Source organism: Janthinobacterium algoris, from assembly GCF_051380935.1.
Classification (GTDB): Bacteria; Pseudomonadota; Gammaproteobacteria; order Burkholderiales; family Burkholderiaceae_D; genus Janthinobacterium.
In genome coordinates this window covers 102441-122751 of the sequence record NZ_JBNYXZ010000007.1, presented here as the reverse complement: position 1 = coordinate 122751, position 20311 = coordinate 102441, and the positions used below count along the sequence as shown (strand labels likewise).

The window sequence follows — 20311 nt, the reverse complement described above, 5'->3', positions numbered from 1 at the left end:
TAGCCGCTACAGCACCCCGCTCATCAAGGAGAAAACATGGGATTTGAATTCAGGATCACGGCCAGCCTGACGCAGGAACAGCGCCAGCACCTCGCGCAGCTGCCAGAGTTGGCGGCGCCGGCGCCGCGCCCGGCCGGCGCCGCCATGCCCGACACCGACGCCAGGCTGACGGACGCCGGCCTGTATATATGTCAGTACCTGCGCCCGGATCCCTGGCACGGCCTGGCCACCGTGCGCGCCTACCTCGATGCGCAGGGCGTGGACTACGCCGTCGGGGAGATCGACGACTAGCTACAAAGCCTACAAGGGGCCTTCAAGCATGACGCGCAGCGTGCGGTAGCTGCCCGTATCGACCGTGCGCAGCAGGCTGCCCGCACCATCCGCATACAGGCTGCGCGTGCGGATGGCCTGGGCCAGCAGGTTGGCGCCCGACACGCGCACGCGCAGCTTGTCACCGAGTTTCCACAATGCGTGCACATCGAGCTCGCGCCTGGCGCCCTGGTAGGCCAGCAGTTGGCTGGACTCGCGTGAACGCCCGCCCGCCTGGTAGTTCATGTTAGCGCCTACACTCAAGGGCAAGCTGGCCAGCTGGTAGTCCGCCCCCAGGTTGGCACTCCACGGCAGCTGGCTGTCGAGCCGGTTATCGGGGCCGGCGACGGCATCGACCCTCGACCAGTTGCGCGCCACATTGGCGCGCAGATCCAACGCGGGAGCGCCCGCCAACAGCACTTTCAACGGCAGTTTCGCTTCCAGCGCGATGCCACGCACCTCCGCCTTGCCCTTGTTGACGGGGGTGGACACCCAGCGCCCGTTCTCCTGGTACAGCCGGTCCAGCATCACGTCGCTGATGCGCCGCAGCGAGGCGCTGGCACCCAGCATGGCGCCATCTCCCCCGCCTCCCAGGTAATATTCATAGGCCGCATCCAAGCCCCACGCCAGTTCCGGACGCAGCGCCGGGTTGCCCTGGTTGTCGGGATTCGTGGGGCTGTTGCCGTTATCGACCGTGTACGGGCGCGGGATCAGCTCGAAAATCTGCGGCGCCTTGTAGGTGCGCGTGAGAGCCAGGCGCAACTGGTCGCTGGGGCCCAGCTTCCACAGGCTTTGCAGCAGCGGACTCCACACTTGCGAGCGCACGTCGGCGGGGGCGCTGGCCGTGCGCAAGACTTCCCAGCGCAAGCCCAGGTACAGCGACCAGCGCGCCGACAGCTGCCACTCATCCTGCGCGAAGAGCGCCAGGCGCCGCAGCGTGGCCGCATAGTCCTCGTCTGCAAGGACGGGCGGGCCGCCCGGCTCCAGCTGGCGTTCGCGGCGGAAATCCGCGCGCCGCCGGTGCCCGGCATCCCATCCCGCCGCCAGAACGTGGTGCTGCCCCAGCGCGCGGCGGTAGGTGCCACTCGCATGCACGTCCACCTCGTCCACGCCCGAATCGACCAGGCGCGTCGTGCCCTGCCCTGGGGCCGCGCCGCTGCCCAGGAACCGATAATCATTGACGCGGTGGTTGTAACTGACACCCAGCTTCACGTCGAGACTGGCGCCTTGCGCGAACTTGCGCAGCCAGTGCAGATCGCTGCGCACGGTGCTGCTGTCCTGCTTGAAATTCGCCTGATTTTCGGGATACGCCGTATTGGCGCCCAGGTAAGTCGTTTCCAGTGCATGGCGGCGGCTGGCCAGGCGGCGCAGATTGACCAGGCTTTGCCAGGCCAGGCTGTCCTCGCCCTCCAGCGCCCATTGCAAACGGGGTGCCAGCTCAATGCCGTCGCTCTTCACGCGTTCGGTGAGCGGTGTATGGCGCACCACCGTGGGAGTGCCGCCGCCATCAAATTCGCGGCTCCACTCGTCGAGCAGTGCCTCGCGGCCCGTGTGACTGAGCGTGCCGGCCAGCGCATACGACATTCGGCCATCCTTGTCCGACCATTGCACGGTGGCGCTGCCGGCGGGCATGCCATGGCTGCCGGACGCCCCCAGCTTGAACGTGCGTTCGCTCCGCCCGCCCGACTTTTTCAGCACGATGTTGATGGAACCGGCAATCGCCTGCGCGGAAAACTCCGCCGTGGCGGCGCGCATGATTTCCACGCGCTCGACCAGTTCCGGATCCAGAGAGTCGAGCGAAAAGCCGGGCGGCACAGGCACGCCATTGAGCATGATCAAGGTATAACCCTGGCCCAGCCCGCGCATCTGGATTTGCCCGCCCTGCCCCGCGCCGGGCGCGCCGCCGATGGAAATGCCGGGCAGGCGCTTCAGGGCGTCGGACAAGCTGCGGTCGCCCTGGCGTATCAATTCCGCATGGCCGACGACGATGCTCGACACGGTATCGTTGCGGCGCTGGTCCGCCTTGCCCGCGCTGACGGTGACGGAAGGAAGCGTGCTGTCGGGGATGGCATCGTCGGCACTGACGTGCGCCGTCAACGGCAGCGCAAGGCTGCACAAAAATAGACTCAATCGCATGGAATATCCCGAAAAGGGTGAATGGTGGCCGGGGGATGCGCCGCACCCGCCCGACCTGCGGCACTGATGGCAGGCGTCAGCGTCCGAACTGCTCCTTGCGCATGCGCAGCGCGTGTTCGCTCGCGTTGGCGTCGAGGCCCGCGAGCCGCGTTTGCGGATCTTGCACGCGGCCATCCTGGCGCACCTGAAAGTGCAGGTGCGGCCCCGTCGCCCGGCCCGTGGCGCCGGCCGTGCCGAGGGTTTGCCCGGCTTTGACCACGGCGCCATCGACCAGCGCAACGCTGTCGAGGTGGGCGTACAGCGACTCGATGCCGCCGCCATGGTTGATACGCACGAACTTGCCCAGCCACTCGTCGTGCTTGACCGTCGCCATACCGTCCGCCACGGCAAACACAGGCGTGCCCCGGCTGGCGGCCAGGTCCAGTCCGCGCAAACCCTTGGGCGTGGCGGGGCGCACCACGCCAAAGAAACCCGTCACGCGCATGCTGGCCAGGGGATGACGCCAGTCTGTCGCCTTGGCCAGAAGCGCAGATTCGCCTGCCGTCCAGGCCAGGGCCGGCTGCAAGACCACGCTGGCCGCGCCCAGCGTGCACAGCGTCAGCGCCAAGCCAGCCTTGACGGACCAGTGCATGGCGCCCGTCTGCACATCGCGCATGCGGGCAACACGCTCGAGCATGCCGCCCGGCTTGCCGCCGAACGCCAGGCCAGCGGGAAAGCGGGTTTGCAGGCTCAGTTGGCGCACCAGGGCGGCCGCATACTGCTGACGCTGCTGTTGGGGACGGCCGGCCAGCACGTGGCGGTCACAAGCAAGCTCCTGCGCCCAAGCCAGTTGCCCGCCCAGCCAGCGCATTGCCGGGTTGAACCACAGCAGCAGGTAGGCCAACGCCGCCAGCCACTGGACGAGCGGATCACGGCGGCGCGCATGCGTCAATTCATGCTCAATCACCAGTTGCTGCTGCTCCGGCGTGAATTGCCGCAAATGCGCAGGCAACAGCAAACGGGGACGCCAGACGCCGACAAGCATGGCCGAGACAGGCGCGTCGATTTCCAGTACGCCCATGCCCTGCGTTTGCAATTGCTGCAATTGCGCAGGTGAAAAAGCGGCATGCATGGCCAGCGCCGCCGCATCCAAGGGCTGTGCCGCCTTGAGCAGGGCCCGCAAGGTGGCGCGACCGCGCCAGTAGCGCCACGCCACGCAGGCGATACCCAGCAGATAAATGCCCAGCCAGCCCGGTGCAAGCCAACTCAGCCAAGCCGTGGCGGCCGGGGCATCGGCCTGGGGCGCGCCAACGGCCATGGCTGGCGCAGCCTTCGCCACAGCAAACAATTGCGTCACCGGGGCCGGCGTGGCGATGGCGGCGGGCAGGTTGACGGCAGGCACCACGCTGACGTGCCGGCTGTCGGGCAGCAAGCTCAGCGCAAACACGCTCGCCAGCACCAGTTGCGCACCCAGCCATACGCTGCGCTGGGCGCGCAGCGCGGGCCAGCGCCGTTGCGCGAGAAACATCATTCCCTGCAACAACAGTCCGCTCAGCAGGCAGGCGGCGCTGGCCTGCAACAGGTTCAAGGCGCTCATCGCTTACTCCTTCGGCTCAAGCGGCCAGTCGTGCAGCAGTTGCTCCAGTTCGGCCAGTTCCTCACGGTCCACCAATTTGCTGCCGCTGAACATACTGACTGGCAGGGGGCTGTCGATTTCCATCACACGGCGGCCGAAATCGTGGGCAAACGCTGCCAGGGTCGCCACTTTATCGACGCTCGCTTCATACACGAGCACGCCGTGCACGCTGCGCTGCGCCAGCATGCCCTTGTCCAGCATGCGTTCGACCGTCTTGCGCGTGGAGGAAAAAGACCAGCCCAGCTCATCTTCTACCCTGGCATGCAGTTCGCGCGCGGACAGGGGCGGCTCTTTCCACAGGGCTTTCAATAACGATAATTCGGTAACGGATGGCGTGGCCATGGAATCCCCTCATGTGACGAATGCACCAATTGTGCGACAACTGTCACATCGTTGCAAGCAGAATTTGCGACATACGTCACATGATCAGCCTGCCACGCTCCCGGTCTTACAAACTTGAAACAATTGGAACGCTTTTTTGACATGCTGTTATACTTCGCGTGTGCGGCACATATGACCAGTCCCCTTGCCGCTGTCTTTCGACCCCTAATCTGATTGCCTGCGACTGGCGCCCCCCGATGGCGACAGGCCGATCTCACAATAAAGTTACCATGTCCTTTTCCTCCCTCGGATTGTCCGACGCTATCGTACGTGCCGTTACCGAACACGGCTACACCGTGCCGACCCCGATCCAGACGCAGGCGATTCCCGCCGTGCTGGCTGGCGGCGACTTGCTGGCCGGCGCACAAACCGGCACCGGCAAGACGGCCGGTTTCACCCTGCCCTTGCTGCACCGCCTGTCGACTGACGCGAATGGCGCAGCCATCACCAGCAACACTTCCACGCGCCCGATCCGCGCCCTGATCCTGGCACCGACGCGCGAACTCGCCGCGCAGGTCGAGGAAAGCGTGCGCACTTATGGCAAGTACACCAAGCTGAACTCCACCGTGATCTTCGGCGGCGTCGGCATCAACCCGCAAATCAAGCAGCTGAAGCACGGCGTCGACGTGCTCGTCGCCACACCGGGCCGTTTGCTGGACCACATGGGCCAGGGCACCGTTGATTTGTCGAAAGTGGAAATCCTGATCCTCGACGAAGCCGACCGCATGCTCGACATGGGTTTCATCCGCGACATCAAGAAAGTGCTGGCCGTGCTGCCGCCGAAACGCCAGAACCTGCTGTTCTCGGCCACGTTCTCGGAAGAGATCAAGGCCCTGGCCGACGGCTTGCTGAACAAGCCGGCCATGATCGAAGTGGCGCGCCGCAATTCGACCGTGGAAGTCATCCAGCAAAAAATCCATCCGGTCGACCGCGACAAGAAGCACCCGATGCTGTCTTACCTGATCAAGTCGAATAACTGGACGCAAGTACTGGTGTTTACACGCACCAAGCACGGCGCCAATAAACTGGTCGAGCAGCTGGGCGCGGACGGCATCGGCGCCCTGGCCATCCACGGCAACAAGAGCCAGTCGGCGCGCACGCGCGCGCTGTCCGAGTTCAAGGATGGCACGCTGCAAGTGCTGGTCGCCACCGACATCGCCGCGCGCGGTATCGATATCGACCAGTTGCCGCACGTCGTCAACTACGACTTGCCGAACATTCCGGAAGACTATGTGCACCGTATCGGCCGCACGGGCCGTGCCGGCGCCAAGGGCGAAGCCGTATCGCTGGTCTGCGTGGATGAGCACGAAATGTTGAAAGACATCGAAAAGCTGATCAAGCAAACTCTGCCGCGCGAAGTCATCGAAGGCTTCGAGCCAGACTTGAACGCCCGCGCCCAGCCTGTGCAATTGCGCAGCGGCACCGGCGGTCACCGCAACAACAGCCGCGCGCCAGCCGGCGCCGTGGTGCGCGTGAAAACCGGCGGCAGCGGCGCCAAGCCACGCAGCGCCGGTCCAGCGGGCGGCGGTGGCGGCGGCAACCGTTCGGGCAATGCGCCGCGTTCGGCAGCCAATCACCGTTCCGGCGGCCGCGGCCGTTAAAACGCGGCCTGAAAGCTACTGCGCGGGGCGCTTTGCGTTTGGGTTGCTCGCCGTACTCCTGTACGGCTGCGCTACTCGACGCAATATCACTCCCGCTCGCTACGCTTTCAGGCGACGTTTGTCTTTATAAAAAGACGACAAAAACCGTTCCAGAACTTGCTTCTGGAACGGTTTTTTTATGCACGCCACCAATGGCCGATTTGGGCTAGGATAGTATCCATCGTCCTCACTTGCGTGCTGCCATGCCGAACTTCGCTGCCAACCTCAGCATGATGTTTACCGAACTGCCCTTTCTGGACCGCTTTGCCGCCGCCAGGGAGGCGGGCTTCGATGCCGTCGAATTCCTGTTTCCCTATGCCGTCGAAGCGCGGCAAATCGCCATGCGGCTGGAACGCCACCATTTGCAGCTGGCCGTGTTCAACTTCCCGCCCGGCGACTGGGAACACGGCGAACGGGGCATCGCCTGCGATCCGCGCCGGAGCGAGGAATTTCGCAGCAACGTGCAACTGGCGCTCAACTACGCGCTGGCGCTCGGCGCGAAACAGCTGCACTGCATGGCCGGCATCGTGCCGCCCGGCATGAGCCTGGAGCGGGCGCGGCAAAGCTTGATCGGCAATCTGCAGTTTGCGGCAGACGCCTGCCGTCCGCATGGCATCAATGTGTTGATCGAGCCGATCAACCACTACGACATGCCCGCTTACTTTCTGCACCATAGCAGGCAGGCGGCCGACATCATCGCCGACTGCCAGCGCAGCAATATCTTCCTGCAATACGACATTTATCACATGCAACGCATGGAGGGCGAACTGAGCAACACCATCCGCGCCCTGCTGCCCCTGATCCGCCACATCCAGATCGCCGACACGCCGGGCCGCCACGAACCGGGCACGGGCGAGATCAATTACCGCCACATATTCAGACTGCTGGAGCAAGTCGGCTATGCAGGCTGGGTCGGCTGCGAGTACCGTCCCGTCAGCGACACCGTGGCGGGACTGGGCTGGCGCGAGCAATTGACAGCCGCAGCGGGCGCAGCGGGCACAGCGGCCACTATCGGCGCCTGATCGCAGCGCGCTTGCGCCCGCACAAGGCGGGCGGCGCAGGCCGGCACCACAATACCTTTCCATACAGCATTTCCTGTCGAGAGGTAACGTGTCCGCCCTGCCTACCCGCCATCGCCGCGCCCTTTGCCTGAACCTGTGCCTGACGATGGTGCTGTGCGGCTGCACCACCGCGCGCACCGACCTGGCGCAAGTGCGCGCCCTGGCCGCCGGCACCGATGCCCTGAGTGCCTTCAGCGAGCTGTCGCAGCGCCACGTGGACAGCTACCAGCGCGCCCGTCCCTATCTGTCGCCCGCCGAAGACGCGCGCGAACGCCTGCTCGATGCGCAGCGCCACGCCGCGCAAGCGGATGTCGCGCGCCTGGCGCAGGCCGTGCGCCTGTACCTGCAGGCGCTGGGCCGGCTGGCACAAGCCGATGCGTATGAGGTGCAGCCCGAACTGGCCAGCGCTGGCGCTGCCATCCGCGCCTGGCCAGGCAGCGGCATCGACGACCGCCACGTCAGCGCCTATACCCTGTTGCTGCAACAACTCGCGCGCCTGGGCGGTGCGGCCAACCAGCAGGCGCACCTGGCCCAGGTGCTGCACGATGGCGACGCGCCGCTGCAAGCCTTGCTGGCCGCGCTCGACAGCTTGCTGCTGCTGTACGACAAGAGCGGCGATAACGAGCGCGACATGGTGCTCGGCTTGCTCGACGTGGAAATCGCCTATGCCGACACGCCGCAGCAGCGCCTGCTGGCCGTGCTGGCGAAAAACATGCAACAAAGCAAAACCGAGGAATACCGCCTGCTTGGTCTGCGCCATACATTGACGCGCCGGCAACTGGCGGCACTGGGGCGCGAACACACCCACCTCGCTGCCACCCTCACCACCACGGAGGCAAGATGGACGGATCAGTAGGCAGGAGCAGCAGCGAACGCCGCGAAGCGGCGCTCAGCAGCGCCATGCGCGTCGAACAACTGGCTGACAGCTTGTCGCAGGCGGCCGTCACCCTGCATGGCGCCGTCATGCGCGCTATCCGCAAGCGCGCCAGCCAGGGAGCAAACGGCATCAGCCACAGCCAGGCACAGGCCGTCTTCGCCCTGGAAGTGGCCTTGCGCCAGCAAGCCAACCAGCTGTATGCCGATGCGGCCGGGCACACGGTGGACGGCCTGGAAACGGCGCAGCGCCAGCTCAGCGGCCTGCTTGACACGGTGCGCCTGCGCATTGCCCGCAACGACGACGTGCGGCACTGGATCAGCCTGGCAACGAGCTTGTTGCACCTGGGCAGCGCCGTCCTGGCAGGCAATCCCGAGCGCATCCTCGGCACCCTGGGCAAGGTGCGTGAGCGGCTGCAAGAGATGGCGCCGGACTGATTGAAATTGGCTAGCGAGCGCCTATACTGGGACAGCCCCGCATGGCAATCGTGCCGGCGGAGCGATGGCCAGAGGAGACCAACATGCGTATCGAACCGTATTTGCAATTCGATGGAAACTGCGCGCAAGCGCTGGAATACTACCGCCAGCACCTGCATGGCACAGACCTGTGCCTGATGCCGTATCGCGGCTCACCAGGCCAGGAGCAAGTCAAGGAAGACTGGTACGACAAGATCATGCATGGCTCCGTGCAGCTGGGGGCCACCATGCTGATGGGCTCGGACGGCGGCTGCACCGAGGATGGCGCCAAGGGCATGAGTGGCTGCTCGGTCTGCCTAACCCTCGACACGCCGGAGGAAGCGGAACGGGCTTTCGACGCACTCGCGCGTGACGGCAACATCCAGATGCCATTGGAGGAAACGTTCTGGGCCAAACGCTTCGGCATGCTGAAAGACCAGTTCGGCGTGGCCTGGATGGTCAACTGCTTGAAAGAACCAGCATAGAACAGCCCTTGCCTGCCTGCGCCGCATCAAACGCGGCGCGGGCATTAGCGCAAGCAGAGCGGCCAATCCTGGACTACCATGTAGGAGAGACTCCTATCGGGGACAGCCATGAATGGATTGCCGCAAGACCAGTTGCAGCGCCTGCAGGGCGTGCTGGAGCAACGCAAGCTGGCGTTGCTGGAACAGCTCGAGAACGAAGCTGCCGAGGCGGATGCGCGCGCCTCGCTGCTCAATGAAATAGAAGCCTCGCCTGCCGACAACGCCAGCGTGCGCACCTTGAACGCCCTCGTCAGCGAAGCGGCCGAGCACAACCTGGCGCAGCTGGCCATCATCAAGCACGCGCTGGCCAAATCTGCCAATGGCAGCTATGGCCTGTGCGACAACTGCGGCGAAGCCATCGGCCTGTCTCGCCTGAATGCGCGCCCCGAGGCGCGCCTGTGCATCGATTGCCAGACGCGGCTGGAAAAAAACCAGCGCTGACCTGGTGCTGCGGCAAGGGGGCAAGGCATCGCTGCCCCGCCCCCTGCTTTCCATCCGCGCTGCCATGCTGCTGTTCGTCTTCCCGTCAGCCTCTGTGTGCCGGCTGGGTGGACGGGTCTCCTCTACTGCCATTGCCCTACTGCAAGCTCTACGCTTGCTTAACTCATGTGCTGCCCGCCATTGATGGCGATATTCGCGCCCGTGACGAACGCCGCTTCGTCGGACGCCAGGTAGGCCACCAGGGCCGCCACCTCGTCCGGCTCGCCCAGGCGGCCCAGGGGAATCTGCGGCAGGATCTTCGTTTCCAGGATATTGGCCGGCACGGCTGTCACCATCTGCGTGCGCAGGTAACCGGGCGAGACGGTGTTGACGGTGATGCCGTGGCGCGCCACTTCCAGTGCCAGCGCCTTGCTGAAGCCATGCACGCCCGCCTTGGCGGCCGCGTAGTTGCACTGGCCAAACGCGCCCTTCTGGCCATTCACGGACGAGATGTTGATGATGCGGCCCCAGCGGTTGGCCAGCATCGGTTCGAGCACCTGCTTGCTCATGTTGAACAGGCTGTCGAGATTGGTGCGCATGACCTCGGCCCAGTGCGGCAATTCCATCTTGCGCATGCTCTGGTCGCGCGTGATACCGGCGTTATTGACCAACACATCGATGCGGCCGAACTGCCCAAGCACGCGTGCCACGGCTACGCTGCAGGCGTCGAAATCGCCCACGTCGATGGCCAGCGGATGAAAATAATACTGCTGCGCCTGCTGCTCGTCGAGCCAGCTTTCCACGCGCGCGTTGCCAGGCGTGTGCGCCGCCACGACGGCAAAGCCCGCCGCATGCAGGCGCCGGCACAAGGCCGTGCCCAGGCCACCCATGCCGCCCGTGACCAGCGCTACCTTTTGTTCCTTCATTGCTATCTCTCCCCCGCTTGTTATGGTTGTTCTGCGTGGGATCAAGTGTAGGAGCAGTTTTTATCGCCAGCTTTGCGCCAGATCAAGTGCTCAGCCTGATGCAGTCGTGCGCGGCCGACACCCCGGACTGTGCCAAAATGGCCGCTAGTGCACAGCGAGAGGCCAGGCCATGACGTATAAAACCGTATTGCTCCACATTGACGACAGCGCCGGGCGCGCCGCCCGCATCGAAGCGGCCGCCAGCATCGCCCAGGCTTGCGGTGGCCACCTGACGGGCGTGTCCCTGACGGGCGTGTCACGCCTGCTGTACCAGAACCAGCCCGACCTCGATGCCGACCCCAACCTGAGTCTGCACCTCAATTTCCTGAGAGAGCGGGCGACGCGCGCACTCGACGGTTTCGAGGCGCAGGTGCGCGCGGCCGGCGTCGCCTCGTTCGAACAGCGCGTGCTCGACGACGAGGCGGCGGGCGGCATCAGCTTGCTGGCCCGCTATGCGGACCTGGTGGTGATCAGTCAATACAATGCCAAGGATAAATCGCCGTCCGTGATGCGCGACTTTCCCGCCTATGTGCTGCTGCATTCGGGACGTCCCGTGCTGATCGTGCCGTATGCGCCGCCACTGCCCCTGCTGGCGCCGCCGGCGGCCGCGCGCAATGTGCTCATTTCCTGGAATGCCAGCAAGGAAGCGAGCCGCGCCGTGACCGCCGCCCTGCCCCTGCTGCAGCGCGCCGCGCAAGTCCACGTGGCCATCTTCGATGCCCAGGTGCATGCCACCGAACACGGCGAACAGCCGGGCGCCGAGCTGACGCACTACCTGGCGCGCCATGGCGTGGAAGCGCGGCTGCATTTGCTCGACGGTGGTGGCGTACGGCGCGGCGATATCGGCGAAGCGCTGTTGTCGCAGGCGGCGGACCTGTCGGCGGACTTTCTGGTGATGGGAGCGTATGGTCATTCGCGCCTGCGCGAAACCATCCTGGGCGGCGTCACGCGCACCATTTTGCAGCGCATGACGATCCCCGTGCTGATGGCGCACTAGAGCCTGTTGAAAGCAGCGGGCTAAGCCCCTTGCCAGGGCTGGCTGCGGATCTTGGCCACCTGGCGCTGCGCCAGCCACTGCCACAGCTGTAGCGCGTCGCCCTGCGGCAGGGCCGACATGTGGCGCGGACTGGCCAGCGCGATTTCGCAATCGCGGTCCGACCATTCTTCAAAAGTGACTTCGCCTCCGCTAGCGACCTCGACCTGATACATCAAGCCATCGTCGTAGCCAAAGCGCAACAGGACAGCGGCCGGGCTGCCGTCCGGCGTGATGGCGCCGCCGCGATAGACTTCGGCCAGCGCATCAGCCAGCTGTGCCGGCGAGGGCGCGCAGATGTCGCGCCCGTCGGCCCGTGTCAGAATGAACCATGCCTGTGTCATGACGCGCCCTCCTATTCATACTCGTTAGCATGCGAGGCAAGTACTACAGGCAGTCACCTTGGTCCAGTATCACTTCGGGCGCACGGAAACTATCCCTGTCGGCATTGTTTACCAATAATTACGAATACTGACAAGTATCATACCTAAATTCCGTGCGGCGCGGCATATATGCATATGGCACGGCGGGTGCGCCGATTCACGCCACCAGCACGGGAATGCTGAGCGGATCGAAGTCGTGCCAGTCGCCATTGGCAATCGTGCCTTCCGCTTCCTCGATATGCTCGGCGCCGAGCCGGTGCAGCGCCTCGAGCGCCCGTTCGCGCTCGTCGAGGCCGCCCAGCGCGACGGCGATCAGCATGCCCGGATGCCGGGGCTGGCGGCGGTTTTCGCCGTTGTTCTCACCATGCTTTTCGGCTTCACCCGCCTCCTTCATCTTGTTGAAACTGTAGAGCGAGCCCACGTGGGCGCCCACCAGCGCCCCCACTACCGGACCCAGCGACCCTGTCGCCAGGGTGGCGGCGGCGCCGATGCCGGCGCCTACCACAGCGCCCACGGCCACGCCTTCCACCACGCCTTCCGGCGTCTCTTTGGCGCCGGGCGACATGTCGCGGTCGCCACCGAGCGCATGCAAATCATGCTGGCCCGGCTGGTTGACAAAGAAGGCGCTGATGCGGCTGTCGGGAAAGCCCGCCTGGTTCAGGGCGGCGCGCGCGGCGTCGATCTGTTCCTGCAACTGAAAATGACCTGCGATGATGCGTGACATGATACTGCCCTCCTGGTCGGCTGCGGGCGCACCATGCGCCACCAGGATAGCGTGCGCCGGACAGCGCCAGCATACCGTTCGCTTACGCACATAGCCGCTCACTCATGCGGATACACCGAACGGACTGCGTATATCGGACAGAAATTGTTGTGCGCGCGCATGTTGCGGCCGCGCAAAGAAATCCTCGGGCGCAGCCCGCTCCAGCACTTCTCCGTGGTCCATGAACCAGACGCGGTCCGCCACTTCGCGCGCGAAACCCATCTCGTGCGTGACGCACACCATCGTCATGCCGCCCTGCGCCAGATCGCGCATCACTTGCAGCACTTCGCCCACCATTTCCGGGTCCAAGGCGCTGGTGGGTTCATCAAACAGCATCAGCGGCGGCTGCATGGCCAGCGCGCGGGCAATCGCCACGCGCTGCTGCTGGCCACCCGAGAGTGCCGCCGGCATGGCGCGCGCCTTGTGCGCCAGCCCCACGCGCTCCAGCAAGGCCAGCGCCCGCTCTTCCGCTTCGCGCCGGGTAAGACCGCGCAAGTGCTGCGGCGCCAGCGCGCAATTGTCCAGCACGGACAAGTGTGGAAACAGGTTGAATTGCTGGAACACAAAACCGATGTGCGAGCGGAAGGCGTTCACATCCAGCCCCGGCGCATGGATATCCTGGCCCGCCACCGTGATGCGGCCCGAAGCGATCGCCTCCAGGCGATTGATGGCGCGGATCAGGGTCGACTTGCCGGAGCCTGACGGCCCGCACACCACCAGTACTTCGCCCTTGGCGACGTGTTCATTGATGCCGCTCAAGGCGTGATAGTCGCCATAGTATTTGTTGACGTTGTCAAAGCTAATCATGCAGCCGCTTTCAGGAGTCGTGCCTGGCGCCGCTCGAGCCAGAAGGCGGCGCGCGACAGGCTGAAACACAAAACAAAATACGTCATGCCCAGCAGGAAATACACTTGCACGGGCTTGGTCAGCACCAGGCCATTGACTTGCGAGGCGATGAACGACACTTCGGCCAGGCCGATGATGGTGCCCAGCGAGGTTTCCTTGATGGTCGAGACGAACTGGTTCACCAGCGAGGGCAGCATATGGCGCATTGCCTGCGGCAACACCACCGTACGCATGCTGTCCAGATAGTTCAAGCCCAGCGAACGGGCCGCCTCCACCTGTCCGCGTGGCACGGCTTGCACGCCGGCGCGCACAATTTCCGCCAAATACATGCCGTCGAAGATGACGAGGGCGGCCAGCATGGTGCCGAATTGCCCGCTTTCGTGCCCCGTGATGCTGGGCAGGAAGAAATAGGCCCAGAAGATGACCAGCAGCAAGGGGATGCCCCGCACCACGTGGATCAGCGCAGCCACAGGCCAGCGCAGCAGGCGCCAGGGACTCAGGCGTGCCAGGCCCAGCAGCAAGCCGAACGGCAGGCTGAGCACCAGCGCCAGGCTGGCCAGCAGCACCGTCAGCGCCAGGCCGCCCAGCGGTCCCTCGGGATAGCGGCCAACGAGAAAATACAGCCAGTAATCGTCGATGAGTTCCAGCATCAGGACACCTTCCTTTGCAGCAAGGCCGCCAGGCTGGCGATCAGCAAGGAGACGGCCAGGTAGGCCACGCCGGCAAAGACGAACGCCTCGACGCTGCGGAACGAAGCCGCTTCCACGCGCTGCGTCTGGTACATCAGCTCGGCCACGCCAATGACGGTGGCGATACTGGTGTTTTGCCACAGGTTCAGGGTTTGCGACAGCAACGGTGGCGCGGCCAGCCGCAGCGCCTGCGGCACGATGCACAGGCGCATGGTGGCGAGAAAACTGAAGCCCAGCGCCCGTCCCGCCTCGAATTGCTGGACAGGAATGGCGCGGATGCCGCTACGGATATCTTCCGCCATGTAGGCGGCCGTGTACAAGGTCAGGGCGGTGATGGCGCTGACGGCCTCGATATTGCCGGCATACAAGCGTTCCTTCCACGTGTCGGGCAGCAATTCGGGCGCGCCGAAATACCAGAACAGGAAGTGGGCCAGCAAGGGCACGTTGCGGATCAGCTCGACGTACGCGGCGCCCAGCCCGTTGAGCAGGCGCGACGGGGCGAGGCGCAGCATGGCCACGCCACACGCCAGCGGCAAGGCCAGCAGCAAGGTGATGCCCATCAGTTGCAAGGACAGCAGCAAGCCGGAGACCAGCCAGTCGCGGTAGTCGCCGGACAGCAAAAAGTTCAGATCAAACATGCGGAAGAGTCAGGCTAAATTCAGGCGTCGATCTTGTCCGATTCGATCTTGAAAGTACGTTTTTGAAACTTGACATTGCTCGTCGGGCCATACCATTTGAAGAACAGTTTTTCTGCCTCGCCCGACTTTTCCAGTCCGCGCAGCACCTGGTCGACAGCCGTCTTCACGCCCGTCTCACCCTTGCGAATGCCGAAGGCAAACACTTCCTGGCTGATGTTTTGCGGCAGCACAATATAGTCCTTTTGCGCGGCGCCCAGCTTGGCGTAGTTGTTCAGCAGCGAGACTTCATCGTCGACATAGCCAACGCCCTTGCCTTGCTGCAAGCCCAGGTAGGCCTGGCCCGCCGTCTCGAACGTCACCACGTCCACGCCGGGCACGGCCTTGCGGATATTCGGTTCCTGCGTGCCGCCCTTGACGGTCAGCACTTTCTTGCCGGCCAGGCCAGCGACCGTCGTGATATTGCTGCTTTTCTTCACCAGCACGCGCTGGCCCGTGTAAAACGTCGACAGGGAAAAATCGATCAGCGCTTCGCGTTCCTTGTTATGCGTCAGGGACGCCGTCAGGATATCGATGCGGCCTTGCTGCAATTCGGGAATGCGGGCAGCCACGGCCAGCTGTTTGATCACCGGTTTGACGCCGAGGCCCTGGGCGATGGCGCGGCACAGGTCCACTTCATAGCCAACCAGCTGGCGCGACTTGGCGTCGATGAAACTGTTCGGCTCGTCCGTGCCCAGGGTGCCGCAGACCAGCTCGCCTTTCGCCTTGATGGCGGCCAGCTGGTCCGCTTGCGCCACCTGCGTGAAGGCGATGGAGGTGAAAAGAAGCGCGGCGAAATGAAGACGGGTCTGCATGGGATTCCTCTGGTGGCGTAATGAATGCCGCCATTAAACCGCAACGCGCTTATTTCCAAAAAGGAATCTTTTCACCCTTGCATATGAAGAATTCATCTAAGCCGTCATCTAAGGCGCCAGCGCCTTCGTCTCGCCACCCAGGCGCAGGATCGCCGCCTTGGCCCCCACGGCGCCCGGATAGCGGGGATCGAGCTGCAGTGCCTGCCGGTAAGCCGCGACGGCCTGCGGACGCAAGCCTTGCTCAACATAAAACTCGGCCAGGCTATCCTGTAAATTCGCGTCGCGCGGATGCAGGCTGACAGCCGCCTGCAGCACGGCCATGCCTTGCGCGACGGCGCCGCTGCCTTTCAAGCGGTAGGCTTCCAGATTCAGCGCCGCAGGACTGGCTGCGCCCAGCGGGTCGCGCGACAGCGCCAGGCGCAGGGCGGCGAGGGCGGATTCCGTCTTGCCGGCGCGCAGCAAGGTCAAGCCCTGCAGCGCATGTGCGCGGTCGCTGAGCGGATACAGTGCCACTGCCAGGCTGCTGGCCGCCAGCGCTGATTCCGCCTCGCCGCGCGCGGCCGACGCTTGCGCCAGTTCCTGCAGCTCGGGCACGAAATCGGGATAGGCGCGCTGGCCGCGGAAGGCTGCGCGCAGTTGGCTATCGAGTGCGGGAAGGGAGGCGGAGGCGGCCGGCCAGGCGATGGCGGCGGTGCGGTCCCAGCTGGCGGCCAGGGCCACGATGGCTTGCTCGAAAGCGGGCTCGAAGCGGGGCAAGGTGGCGCCCGCCGCACCTTGCGACAACAGAATATAGTCGCGCGCAAATGCCAGCGCGCCGCCACGCGAATAGGTGTCCAGGTCGACGCCCGACTGACGCAGCTGGATGGCCATGCTGGCGCCGGCTGCCAGGAAAACGCTGCCGCCGGCGGGATGGCGGGCGGCGTCGATGAAAGCGCGTGCCGCCCCGGCCTCCGGCGCCAGCGCTTGCCGGTTGATTTGCGTAAAGGCTATGCGCGTGGCGGCCGCATCGGCATACGCTTGAGGCGTGCGCTCGGCATGCGCCCGGCCCTCCTCGAACAAGCCTTGGGCCACCTGGTAAGCGCGCTGCGCGCCGGCATCGGCGATATACGTTTTCAGCTGCCACGGTTCGCCAGTGACCACTTCGAACAGGCGCTGCACGAACGCCTCGGGATTGACGCGCTCCAGATTGGCGGCGACGGCAATGGTGAGCTTGCGCGAGGGAAAACTGTACAGATAGGTGACGGTTTCCGGCTGCTGGCCGCTGTGCGCGATGGCATAACGCCCGCCCGTCGGAAAGACTTCCCAGCCCATGCCATAGTTCGTCAAGCGGCCCGCGCGCGTGGCCATCGGCTGCACCATGGCGGCCACGCTGGCCGCCGACAATATCTTGCCTGCGTGGATACCCCTGCCAAACGCCAGCATGTCGGACACGCTTGAGCGTGTGCCGCCGGCCGAAAAGCGGCTGCTGATATCGACGAATTCCGAGTTTTTCCATTCCTGGCCGGCCAGCCGGTAGCCGCGCACGCGATGGGCAATTACGGCATCCGGCTCATCCATCACGGTGGCGTCCATGCCCAGCGGCCCCCACACGTGGCGCCGCATGTAGCCGCCATAGCTTTCGCCCGAGGCGCCCTCGATGACGGCGCCCAGCAAGTTGTAGCCATAGCTGGTGTAGCGGAAGCGCGTGCCCGGTTCGGCGATCAGGTCGAACTGCTCGAAGACGGCGATGGACTGGCGCGTATCCTTGTGCTCCTTGAAATGCTGCTCCGCCTTGCTGTCGCGGTAGGCATCGATGCCGCCCAAGTGACCCAGCAACTGGCGCACCGTCACGGGAAACGCTTTGAGGGGGAAATACGGCACATAGGTTTGCACAGGCGCATCCAGGTCGATCTTGCCCTGTTCGACCAGTTGCAGGATGGCCAGGGCCGTCATGGGCTTGGTGACAGACGCCAGCCGATAGCTGGACCGGGCCGTCGCCGGCACGCGGTTTTCCAGGTCGGCATAGCCATAGCCTTTTACCCATTCCACCTCGCCCTGACTGAAACCGACGGTGACGCCCGGGATGCGCTGCGCACCCATGCGCTGGGCTACCCAGCCGTCGAAGTCGGCCAGTCGCGCGGTCAGCACAGCCGAGGGAGCGGAGGCGGCTTGCGCCACGCCGCACAACAGCGCCAGCGCGCCGGCGAAACCGTAGTATTTGCTGCTTTGCATAGTCATTATTCCATGGTGAGGGCCGTGTGCACAGCACGGCGCTGATGCATGGTAAGTGTCTTTCACACAGCATTGGCGGGCTGTGCACGAAATGCACGTAGCCCGCATGAACGGCACCAAAGAGGATGAAAATGTTGCAAATGGGTAGCAGCCGCTACAATGCCCGCCATGCCCTCCTTCTTCCTGCCTTCCTTCTTCCGCTCCCTGCTGCTGTGCTGCCTAGTCTTGCCCAGTTTTGCTGGCGCCATGGATCGCCTGCCGCTGGACGAGGGCTGGCGCGCCTGCGGCACAACATCCGCCGCGCCCGCCGCCACGCTGCACCAGTTACTCAAGCCAGGCCAGCTGCTGTGCGTGGAACGCGAGCTGTCCTTGGCCGCCACGCCGCCATCGACGCAACTGCTGGTACTGTCGGCGCTGGCCGCCAGCGAGCTCTGGCTGGACGGCAACTTGATCGGCAGCAATGGCCAACCGGCCCGGCAAGCCAGCGGGGAACGCGCGGGCGACATCGATTTCGTCATCCACCTGACGCCACAGCAATTGACCATGGGCACGCACCATCTGCGCCTGCTGCTGTCGACGCAGCAGGTGCCGGCGCACCTGGCGTCGCCATTTTATGCGCTGTACCTGATCGACCGGCAAGACTACCGCGTGGCGCTGGCCTGGTACCGGCTGCCGCCGCTGCTGCTGGCCGGGGCGCTGGGCGCTGTCGCCGTGCTCTTCCTCGCCTTGACGGTGCTGTACCAGCGGCAGCGGCACTGGGCCATGTTTGCCGCGCTGTGCCTGGTGGCGGCGCTGCTGCTGGTGGTGGAAATCTGGCGCAGTGTAACCGGCTATGCCTACCCCTTGCATTTGCCGCGCCTGTACGCCGTCAGCGCCCTCACCTGGCTGTTTTCCGCCTTGCTGCCCCTGTATTTTTATACGGCATACCGGCTACCGCGCTGGCCGCTGGCGGCGGCGGTGCTGCTGGCGTGCATCGCGCTGGCCGGCGCGCTGCCCACGCATTTCGACGCACGCTGCTGGCTGATGTTTTTGACGGGCCTGGCGGCGAGCTTGGCGCTCAATCTGGGCGCCCTGTGGCGCCGCCTGCCGGGCAGCCGTGGCGGCACGCTGATCGCGCTGGCTTCGTGCGCCCTGTTCCTGCTGACGGGCAGCCAGTTTGCCGAAGGCGGCTTCGCCCTCGTCGTGTGCTTTTTGCTGCTGCCCCTGTGCGCACAATTGCTGGCGCAGCTGCTGCGTGTACGCAGCAAGGCGGCGCGTGCCCAGCAGCTGGAAAACCAGCTCTTGCGCAAAAGCATGCAACCGCATTTCCTGATGAATTCCCTGAGCCTGATCAGCGAACTCAACGCGCAATCGCCGCAGGCGGCCGAAAACTTCATCGAAGCGCTGGGCGCCGAGTTGCGCATGCTCAACGAGTTTGCGCAGCAGCCCAGCATTGCCCTGACGCAAGAACTGGCCCTGTGTCAGAATTACCTGAGCATCATGGGCACGCGGCTGCAGCAGCCGTGCCGCCTGCAGCTCGATGGCGAGGCGGCGGGCATCACCGTGCCGCCCGCCCTGTTGCTGACGGCGCTGGAAAACGCATTCAGCCATAACCGCTACCGCCACGGCGCGGCCTTTATCCTGCGCATCGTAAAACATGCGCAAACACACGTGCTCACCCTGGTCTTGCCCGAAGGCGTAGCGCGCCCGCACGCGGGCAGCGGCGTGGGCGAACAGTACATCCGCGCCAGCCTGCAGGCCGTGTTTGGCGATCATGCCCGCTATGCCAGCGAACAACAGCCAGCGGGCTGGCGCCTCACCTTTACCTTGCCGGCGGCCCCATGAATGTGTTGATACTGGAAGATGAACCGCTGATTGCGCAAGGCCTGGCGCGCGAGGTGCGCGCACATTTCGGCGCACGCCTGGCGGCGCTGGCGCTGCATGACAATGTGGAACAGGCGCTGGCCGCGCTGCGGCAGCATGACTATGATTTGCTGCTGCTGGACTTGCACCTGCACGGCGCGGACGGCTACGACTTGCTGCGCCAGGCCGGCAACGCCCCGTTCCAGACCATCATCGTCTCGGCGCACGCGGAACGCTCGATCACCGCCTTCGAGTTTGGCGTGCTCGACTTCGTCGCCAAGCCCTTCAGCCGCGAACGCCTGCACAAGGCGCTGCAACGCTATACCGGGCGGCACACGGAAACCGCCTCGCTGGCCGTCAAGAGACGGGGGGCGCTGGAATGGATCGCCATGGCAGAGATCGACCATGTGCAAGCCGACGGTCATTACAGCAACATCGTGCTGCGCAGCGGCGAACAGTGCTTTCACGACTTGGCTATCGACAAGCTCATGGCCCTGCTGCCGCCCCACTTCCTGCGCGTGCACCGCTCCTACATCGTCAACAGCCTGGGCTTCAAGCGGCTGCAGATCGGTGCGGGCGGCAAATACGCGCTCGACACGCAGACCAGCACGGGCATACCCGTCTCGCGCAGCAGCTATCCCGCGCTGAAACAGCGATTGCTGGGCTGAAGTCTCC

21 protein-coding genes are annotated in these 20311 nt (G+C 64.7%); 10 read left to right on the top strand and 11 right to left on the bottom strand.

All coding sequences use genetic code 11. The annotated features are described in order from the left end of the window. Positions 1-36: 36 nt before the first annotated feature. Positions 37-291, top strand: coding sequence for a hypothetical protein (locus tag ACQ4W7_RS12490; protein WP_436530810.1), 255 nt, complete (start codon positions 37-39; stop codon positions 289-291). Positions 292-300: 9 nt separating this feature from the next. On the opposite strand, the gene ACQ4W7_RS12485 is transcribed toward ACQ4W7_RS12490, so the two are convergent. From ACQ4W7_RS12485 to ACQ4W7_RS12475, 3 genes are all read right to left on the bottom strand, one after another. Beyond that, positions 301-2445, bottom strand: a complete 2145-nt coding sequence (locus ACQ4W7_RS12485) for a TonB-dependent receptor plug domain-containing protein (protein WP_436530808.1) — start codon at positions 2443-2445, stop codon at positions 301-303. Between the two features lie 76 nt (positions 2446-2521). After that, positions 2522-4021: a M56 family metallopeptidase gene (locus ACQ4W7_RS12480; RefSeq protein WP_436530806.1), complete on the bottom strand. Its 1500-nt coding sequence runs from the start codon at positions 4019-4021 to the stop codon at positions 2522-2524. Between the two features lie 3 nt (positions 4022-4024). Beyond that, positions 4025-4402, bottom strand: a complete 378-nt coding sequence (locus ACQ4W7_RS12475) for a BlaI/MecI/CopY family transcriptional regulator (RefSeq protein WP_426072433.1) — start codon at positions 4400-4402, stop codon at positions 4025-4027. A 269-nt stretch (positions 4403-4671) separates the two neighbouring features. Between ACQ4W7_RS12475 and ACQ4W7_RS12470 the strand changes: the two genes are divergently transcribed. The 6 genes from ACQ4W7_RS12470 (at position 4672) to ACQ4W7_RS12445 (ending at position 9436) form a co-directional block, all read left to right on the top strand. Beyond that, on the top strand, positions 4672-6042 hold the full coding sequence (locus ACQ4W7_RS12470; protein ID WP_426072434.1) for a DEAD/DEAH box helicase: 1371 nt from the start codon (positions 4672-4674) through the stop codon (positions 6040-6042). Positions 6043-6284: 242 nt separating this feature from the next. Further along, positions 6285-7103, top strand: a complete 819-nt coding sequence (gene otnI, locus ACQ4W7_RS12465; protein ID WP_436530804.1) for a 2-oxo-tetronate isomerase — start codon at positions 6285-6287, stop codon at positions 7101-7103. 88 nt (positions 7104-7191) lie between these two features. Next, positions 7192-7998 (top strand): hypothetical protein, encoded by an 807-nt coding sequence (locus ACQ4W7_RS12460; RefSeq protein WP_436530802.1) that lies wholly within the window; start codon positions 7192-7194, stop codon positions 7996-7998. Continuing rightward, positions 7983-8453 (top strand): hypothetical protein, encoded by a 471-nt coding sequence (locus ACQ4W7_RS12455; RefSeq protein WP_426072437.1) that lies wholly within the window; start codon positions 7983-7985, stop codon positions 8451-8453. Before ACQ4W7_RS12460 ends, ACQ4W7_RS12455 begins: the two co-directional genes overlap by 16 nt. Positions 8454-8536: 83 nt before the next feature. Continuing rightward, on the top strand, positions 8537-8956 hold the full coding sequence (locus tag ACQ4W7_RS12450; RefSeq protein WP_426072438.1) for a VOC family protein: 420 nt from the start codon (positions 8537-8539) through the stop codon (positions 8954-8956). 108 nt (positions 8957-9064) lie between these two features. Then, positions 9065-9436 carry a TraR/DksA family transcriptional regulator gene (locus ACQ4W7_RS12445; protein ID WP_426072439.1) on the top strand — a complete coding sequence of 124 codons (372 nt, stop codon included), beginning with the start codon at positions 9065-9067 and terminating at the stop codon, positions 9434-9436. Positions 9437-9594: 158 nt separating this feature from the next. On the opposite strand, the gene phbB is transcribed toward ACQ4W7_RS12445, so the two are convergent. Continuing rightward, complete coding sequence (phbB, locus tag ACQ4W7_RS12440) at positions 9595-10341, bottom strand: acetoacetyl-CoA reductase (protein ID WP_426072440.1); 747 nt, start codon at positions 10339-10341, stop codon at positions 9595-9597. Between the two features lie 169 nt (positions 10342-10510). Between phbB and ACQ4W7_RS12435 the strand changes: the two genes are divergently transcribed. Then, positions 10511-11377 (top strand): universal stress protein, encoded by an 867-nt coding sequence (locus ACQ4W7_RS12435; RefSeq protein ID WP_436530799.1) that lies wholly within the window; start codon positions 10511-10513, stop codon positions 11375-11377. Positions 11378-11397: 20 nt separating this feature from the next. Here ACQ4W7_RS12435 and ACQ4W7_RS12430 read toward each other — a convergent pair whose 3' ends face one another. From ACQ4W7_RS12430 to ACQ4W7_RS12400, 7 genes are all read right to left on the bottom strand, one after another. Then, on the bottom strand, positions 11398-11757 hold the full coding sequence (locus ACQ4W7_RS12430) for a hypothetical protein (protein WP_426072442.1): 360 nt from the start codon (positions 11755-11757) through the stop codon (positions 11398-11400). Positions 11758-11953: 196 nt separating this feature from the next. Beyond that, positions 11954-12520: a hypothetical protein gene (locus tag ACQ4W7_RS12425; RefSeq protein WP_436530797.1), complete on the bottom strand. Its 567-nt coding sequence runs from the start codon at positions 12518-12520 to the stop codon at positions 11954-11956. A 102-nt stretch (positions 12521-12622) separates the two neighbouring features. Next, on the bottom strand, positions 12623-13366 hold the full coding sequence (locus ACQ4W7_RS12420) for an amino acid ABC transporter ATP-binding protein (RefSeq protein ID WP_436530795.1): 744 nt from the start codon (positions 13364-13366) through the stop codon (positions 12623-12625). Beyond that, on the bottom strand, positions 13363-14055 hold the full coding sequence (locus ACQ4W7_RS12415) for an amino acid ABC transporter permease (protein ID WP_436530793.1): 693 nt from the start codon (positions 14053-14055) through the stop codon (positions 13363-13365). Before ACQ4W7_RS12415 ends, ACQ4W7_RS12420 begins: the two co-directional genes overlap by 4 nt. Then, positions 14055-14732: an amino acid ABC transporter permease gene (locus ACQ4W7_RS12410; RefSeq protein ID WP_436530791.1), complete on the bottom strand. Its 678-nt coding sequence runs from the start codon at positions 14730-14732 to the stop codon at positions 14055-14057. Before ACQ4W7_RS12410 ends, ACQ4W7_RS12415 begins: the two co-directional genes overlap by 1 nt. A gap of 20 nt (positions 14733-14752) precedes the next feature. After that, positions 14753-15583 (bottom strand): transporter substrate-binding domain-containing protein, encoded by an 831-nt coding sequence (locus ACQ4W7_RS12405; RefSeq protein ID WP_151093647.1) that lies wholly within the window; start codon positions 15581-15583, stop codon positions 14753-14755. Between the two features lie 108 nt (positions 15584-15691). Next, positions 15692-17794 carry a serine hydrolase domain-containing protein gene (locus ACQ4W7_RS12400; RefSeq protein ID WP_436530788.1) on the bottom strand — a complete coding sequence of 701 codons (2103 nt, stop codon included), beginning with the start codon at positions 17792-17794 and terminating at the stop codon, positions 15692-15694. Positions 17795-17953: 159 nt separating this feature from the next. Here ACQ4W7_RS12400 and ACQ4W7_RS12395 point away from each other — a divergent pair, with 159 nt between their 5' ends. Both ACQ4W7_RS12395 and ACQ4W7_RS12390 read left to right on the top strand, forming a co-directional pair. Further along, positions 17954-19618, top strand: a complete 1665-nt coding sequence (locus ACQ4W7_RS12395; protein ID WP_436530786.1) for a histidine kinase — start codon at positions 17954-17956, stop codon at positions 19616-19618. Further along, positions 19615-20304: a LytR/AlgR family response regulator transcription factor gene (locus ACQ4W7_RS12390; RefSeq protein ID WP_426072450.1), complete on the top strand. Its 690-nt coding sequence runs from the start codon at positions 19615-19617 to the stop codon at positions 20302-20304. The genes ACQ4W7_RS12395 and ACQ4W7_RS12390 overlap by 4 nt, the downstream gene beginning before the upstream one ends. Positions 20305-20311: the final 7 nt, after the last annotated feature.

Coding starts and splice junctions, on each gene's coding strand:
- ACQ4W7_RS12490 (WP_436530810.1), top strand. CDS start 37: ATGGGATTTGAATTCAGGATCACGGCCAGCCTGACGCAGGAACAGCGC.
- ACQ4W7_RS12485 (WP_436530808.1), bottom strand. CDS start 2,445: ATGCGATTGAGTCTATTTTTGTGCAGCCTTGCGCTGCCGTTGACGGCG.
- ACQ4W7_RS12480 (WP_436530806.1), bottom strand. CDS start 4,021: ATGAGCGCCTTGAACCTGTTGCAGGCCAGCGCCGCCTGCCTGCTGAGC.
- ACQ4W7_RS12475 (WP_426072433.1), bottom strand. CDS start 4,402: ATGGCCACGCCATCCGTTACCGAATTATCGTTATTGAAAGCCCTGTGG.
- ACQ4W7_RS12470 (WP_426072434.1), top strand. CDS start 4,672: ATGTCCTTTTCCTCCCTCGGATTGTCCGACGCTATCGTACGTGCCGTT.
- otnI (WP_436530804.1), top strand. CDS start 6,285: ATGCCGAACTTCGCTGCCAACCTCAGCATGATGTTTACCGAACTGCCC.
- ACQ4W7_RS12455 (WP_426072437.1), top strand. CDS start 7,983: ATGGACGGATCAGTAGGCAGGAGCAGCAGCGAACGCCGCGAAGCGGCG.
- ACQ4W7_RS12450 (WP_426072438.1), top strand. CDS start 8,537: ATGCGTATCGAACCGTATTTGCAATTCGATGGAAACTGCGCGCAAGCG.
- ACQ4W7_RS12445 (WP_426072439.1), top strand. CDS start 9,065: ATGAATGGATTGCCGCAAGACCAGTTGCAGCGCCTGCAGGGCGTGCTG.
- phbB (WP_426072440.1), bottom strand. CDS start 10,341: ATGAAGGAACAAAAGGTAGCGCTGGTCACGGGCGGCATGGGTGGCCTG.
- ACQ4W7_RS12435 (WP_436530799.1), top strand. CDS start 10,511: ATGACGTATAAAACCGTATTGCTCCACATTGACGACAGCGCCGGGCGC.
- ACQ4W7_RS12430 (WP_426072442.1), bottom strand. CDS start 11,757: ATGACACAGGCATGGTTCATTCTGACACGGGCCGACGGGCGCGACATC.
- ACQ4W7_RS12425 (WP_436530797.1), bottom strand. CDS start 12,520: ATGTCACGCATCATCGCAGGTCATTTTCAGTTGCAGGAACAGATCGAC.
- ACQ4W7_RS12420 (WP_436530795.1), bottom strand. CDS start 13,366: ATGATTAGCTTTGACAACGTCAACAAATACTATGGCGACTATCACGCC.
- ACQ4W7_RS12415 (WP_436530793.1), bottom strand. CDS start 14,055: ATGCTGGAACTCATCGACGATTACTGGCTGTATTTTCTCGTTGGCCGC.
- ACQ4W7_RS12410 (WP_436530791.1), bottom strand. CDS start 14,732: ATGTTTGATCTGAACTTTTTGCTGTCCGGCGACTACCGCGACTGGCTG.
- ACQ4W7_RS12405 (WP_151093647.1), bottom strand. CDS start 15,583: ATGCAGACCCGTCTTCATTTCGCCGCGCTTCTTTTCACCTCCATCGCC.
- ACQ4W7_RS12400 (WP_436530788.1), bottom strand. CDS start 17,794: ATGCAAAGCAGCAAATACTACGGTTTCGCCGGCGCGCTGGCGCTGTTG.
- ACQ4W7_RS12395 (WP_436530786.1), top strand. CDS start 17,954: ATGCCCGCCATGCCCTCCTTCTTCCTGCCTTCCTTCTTCCGCTCCCTG.
- ACQ4W7_RS12390 (WP_426072450.1), top strand. CDS start 19,615: ATGAATGTGTTGATACTGGAAGATGAACCGCTGATTGCGCAAGGCCTG.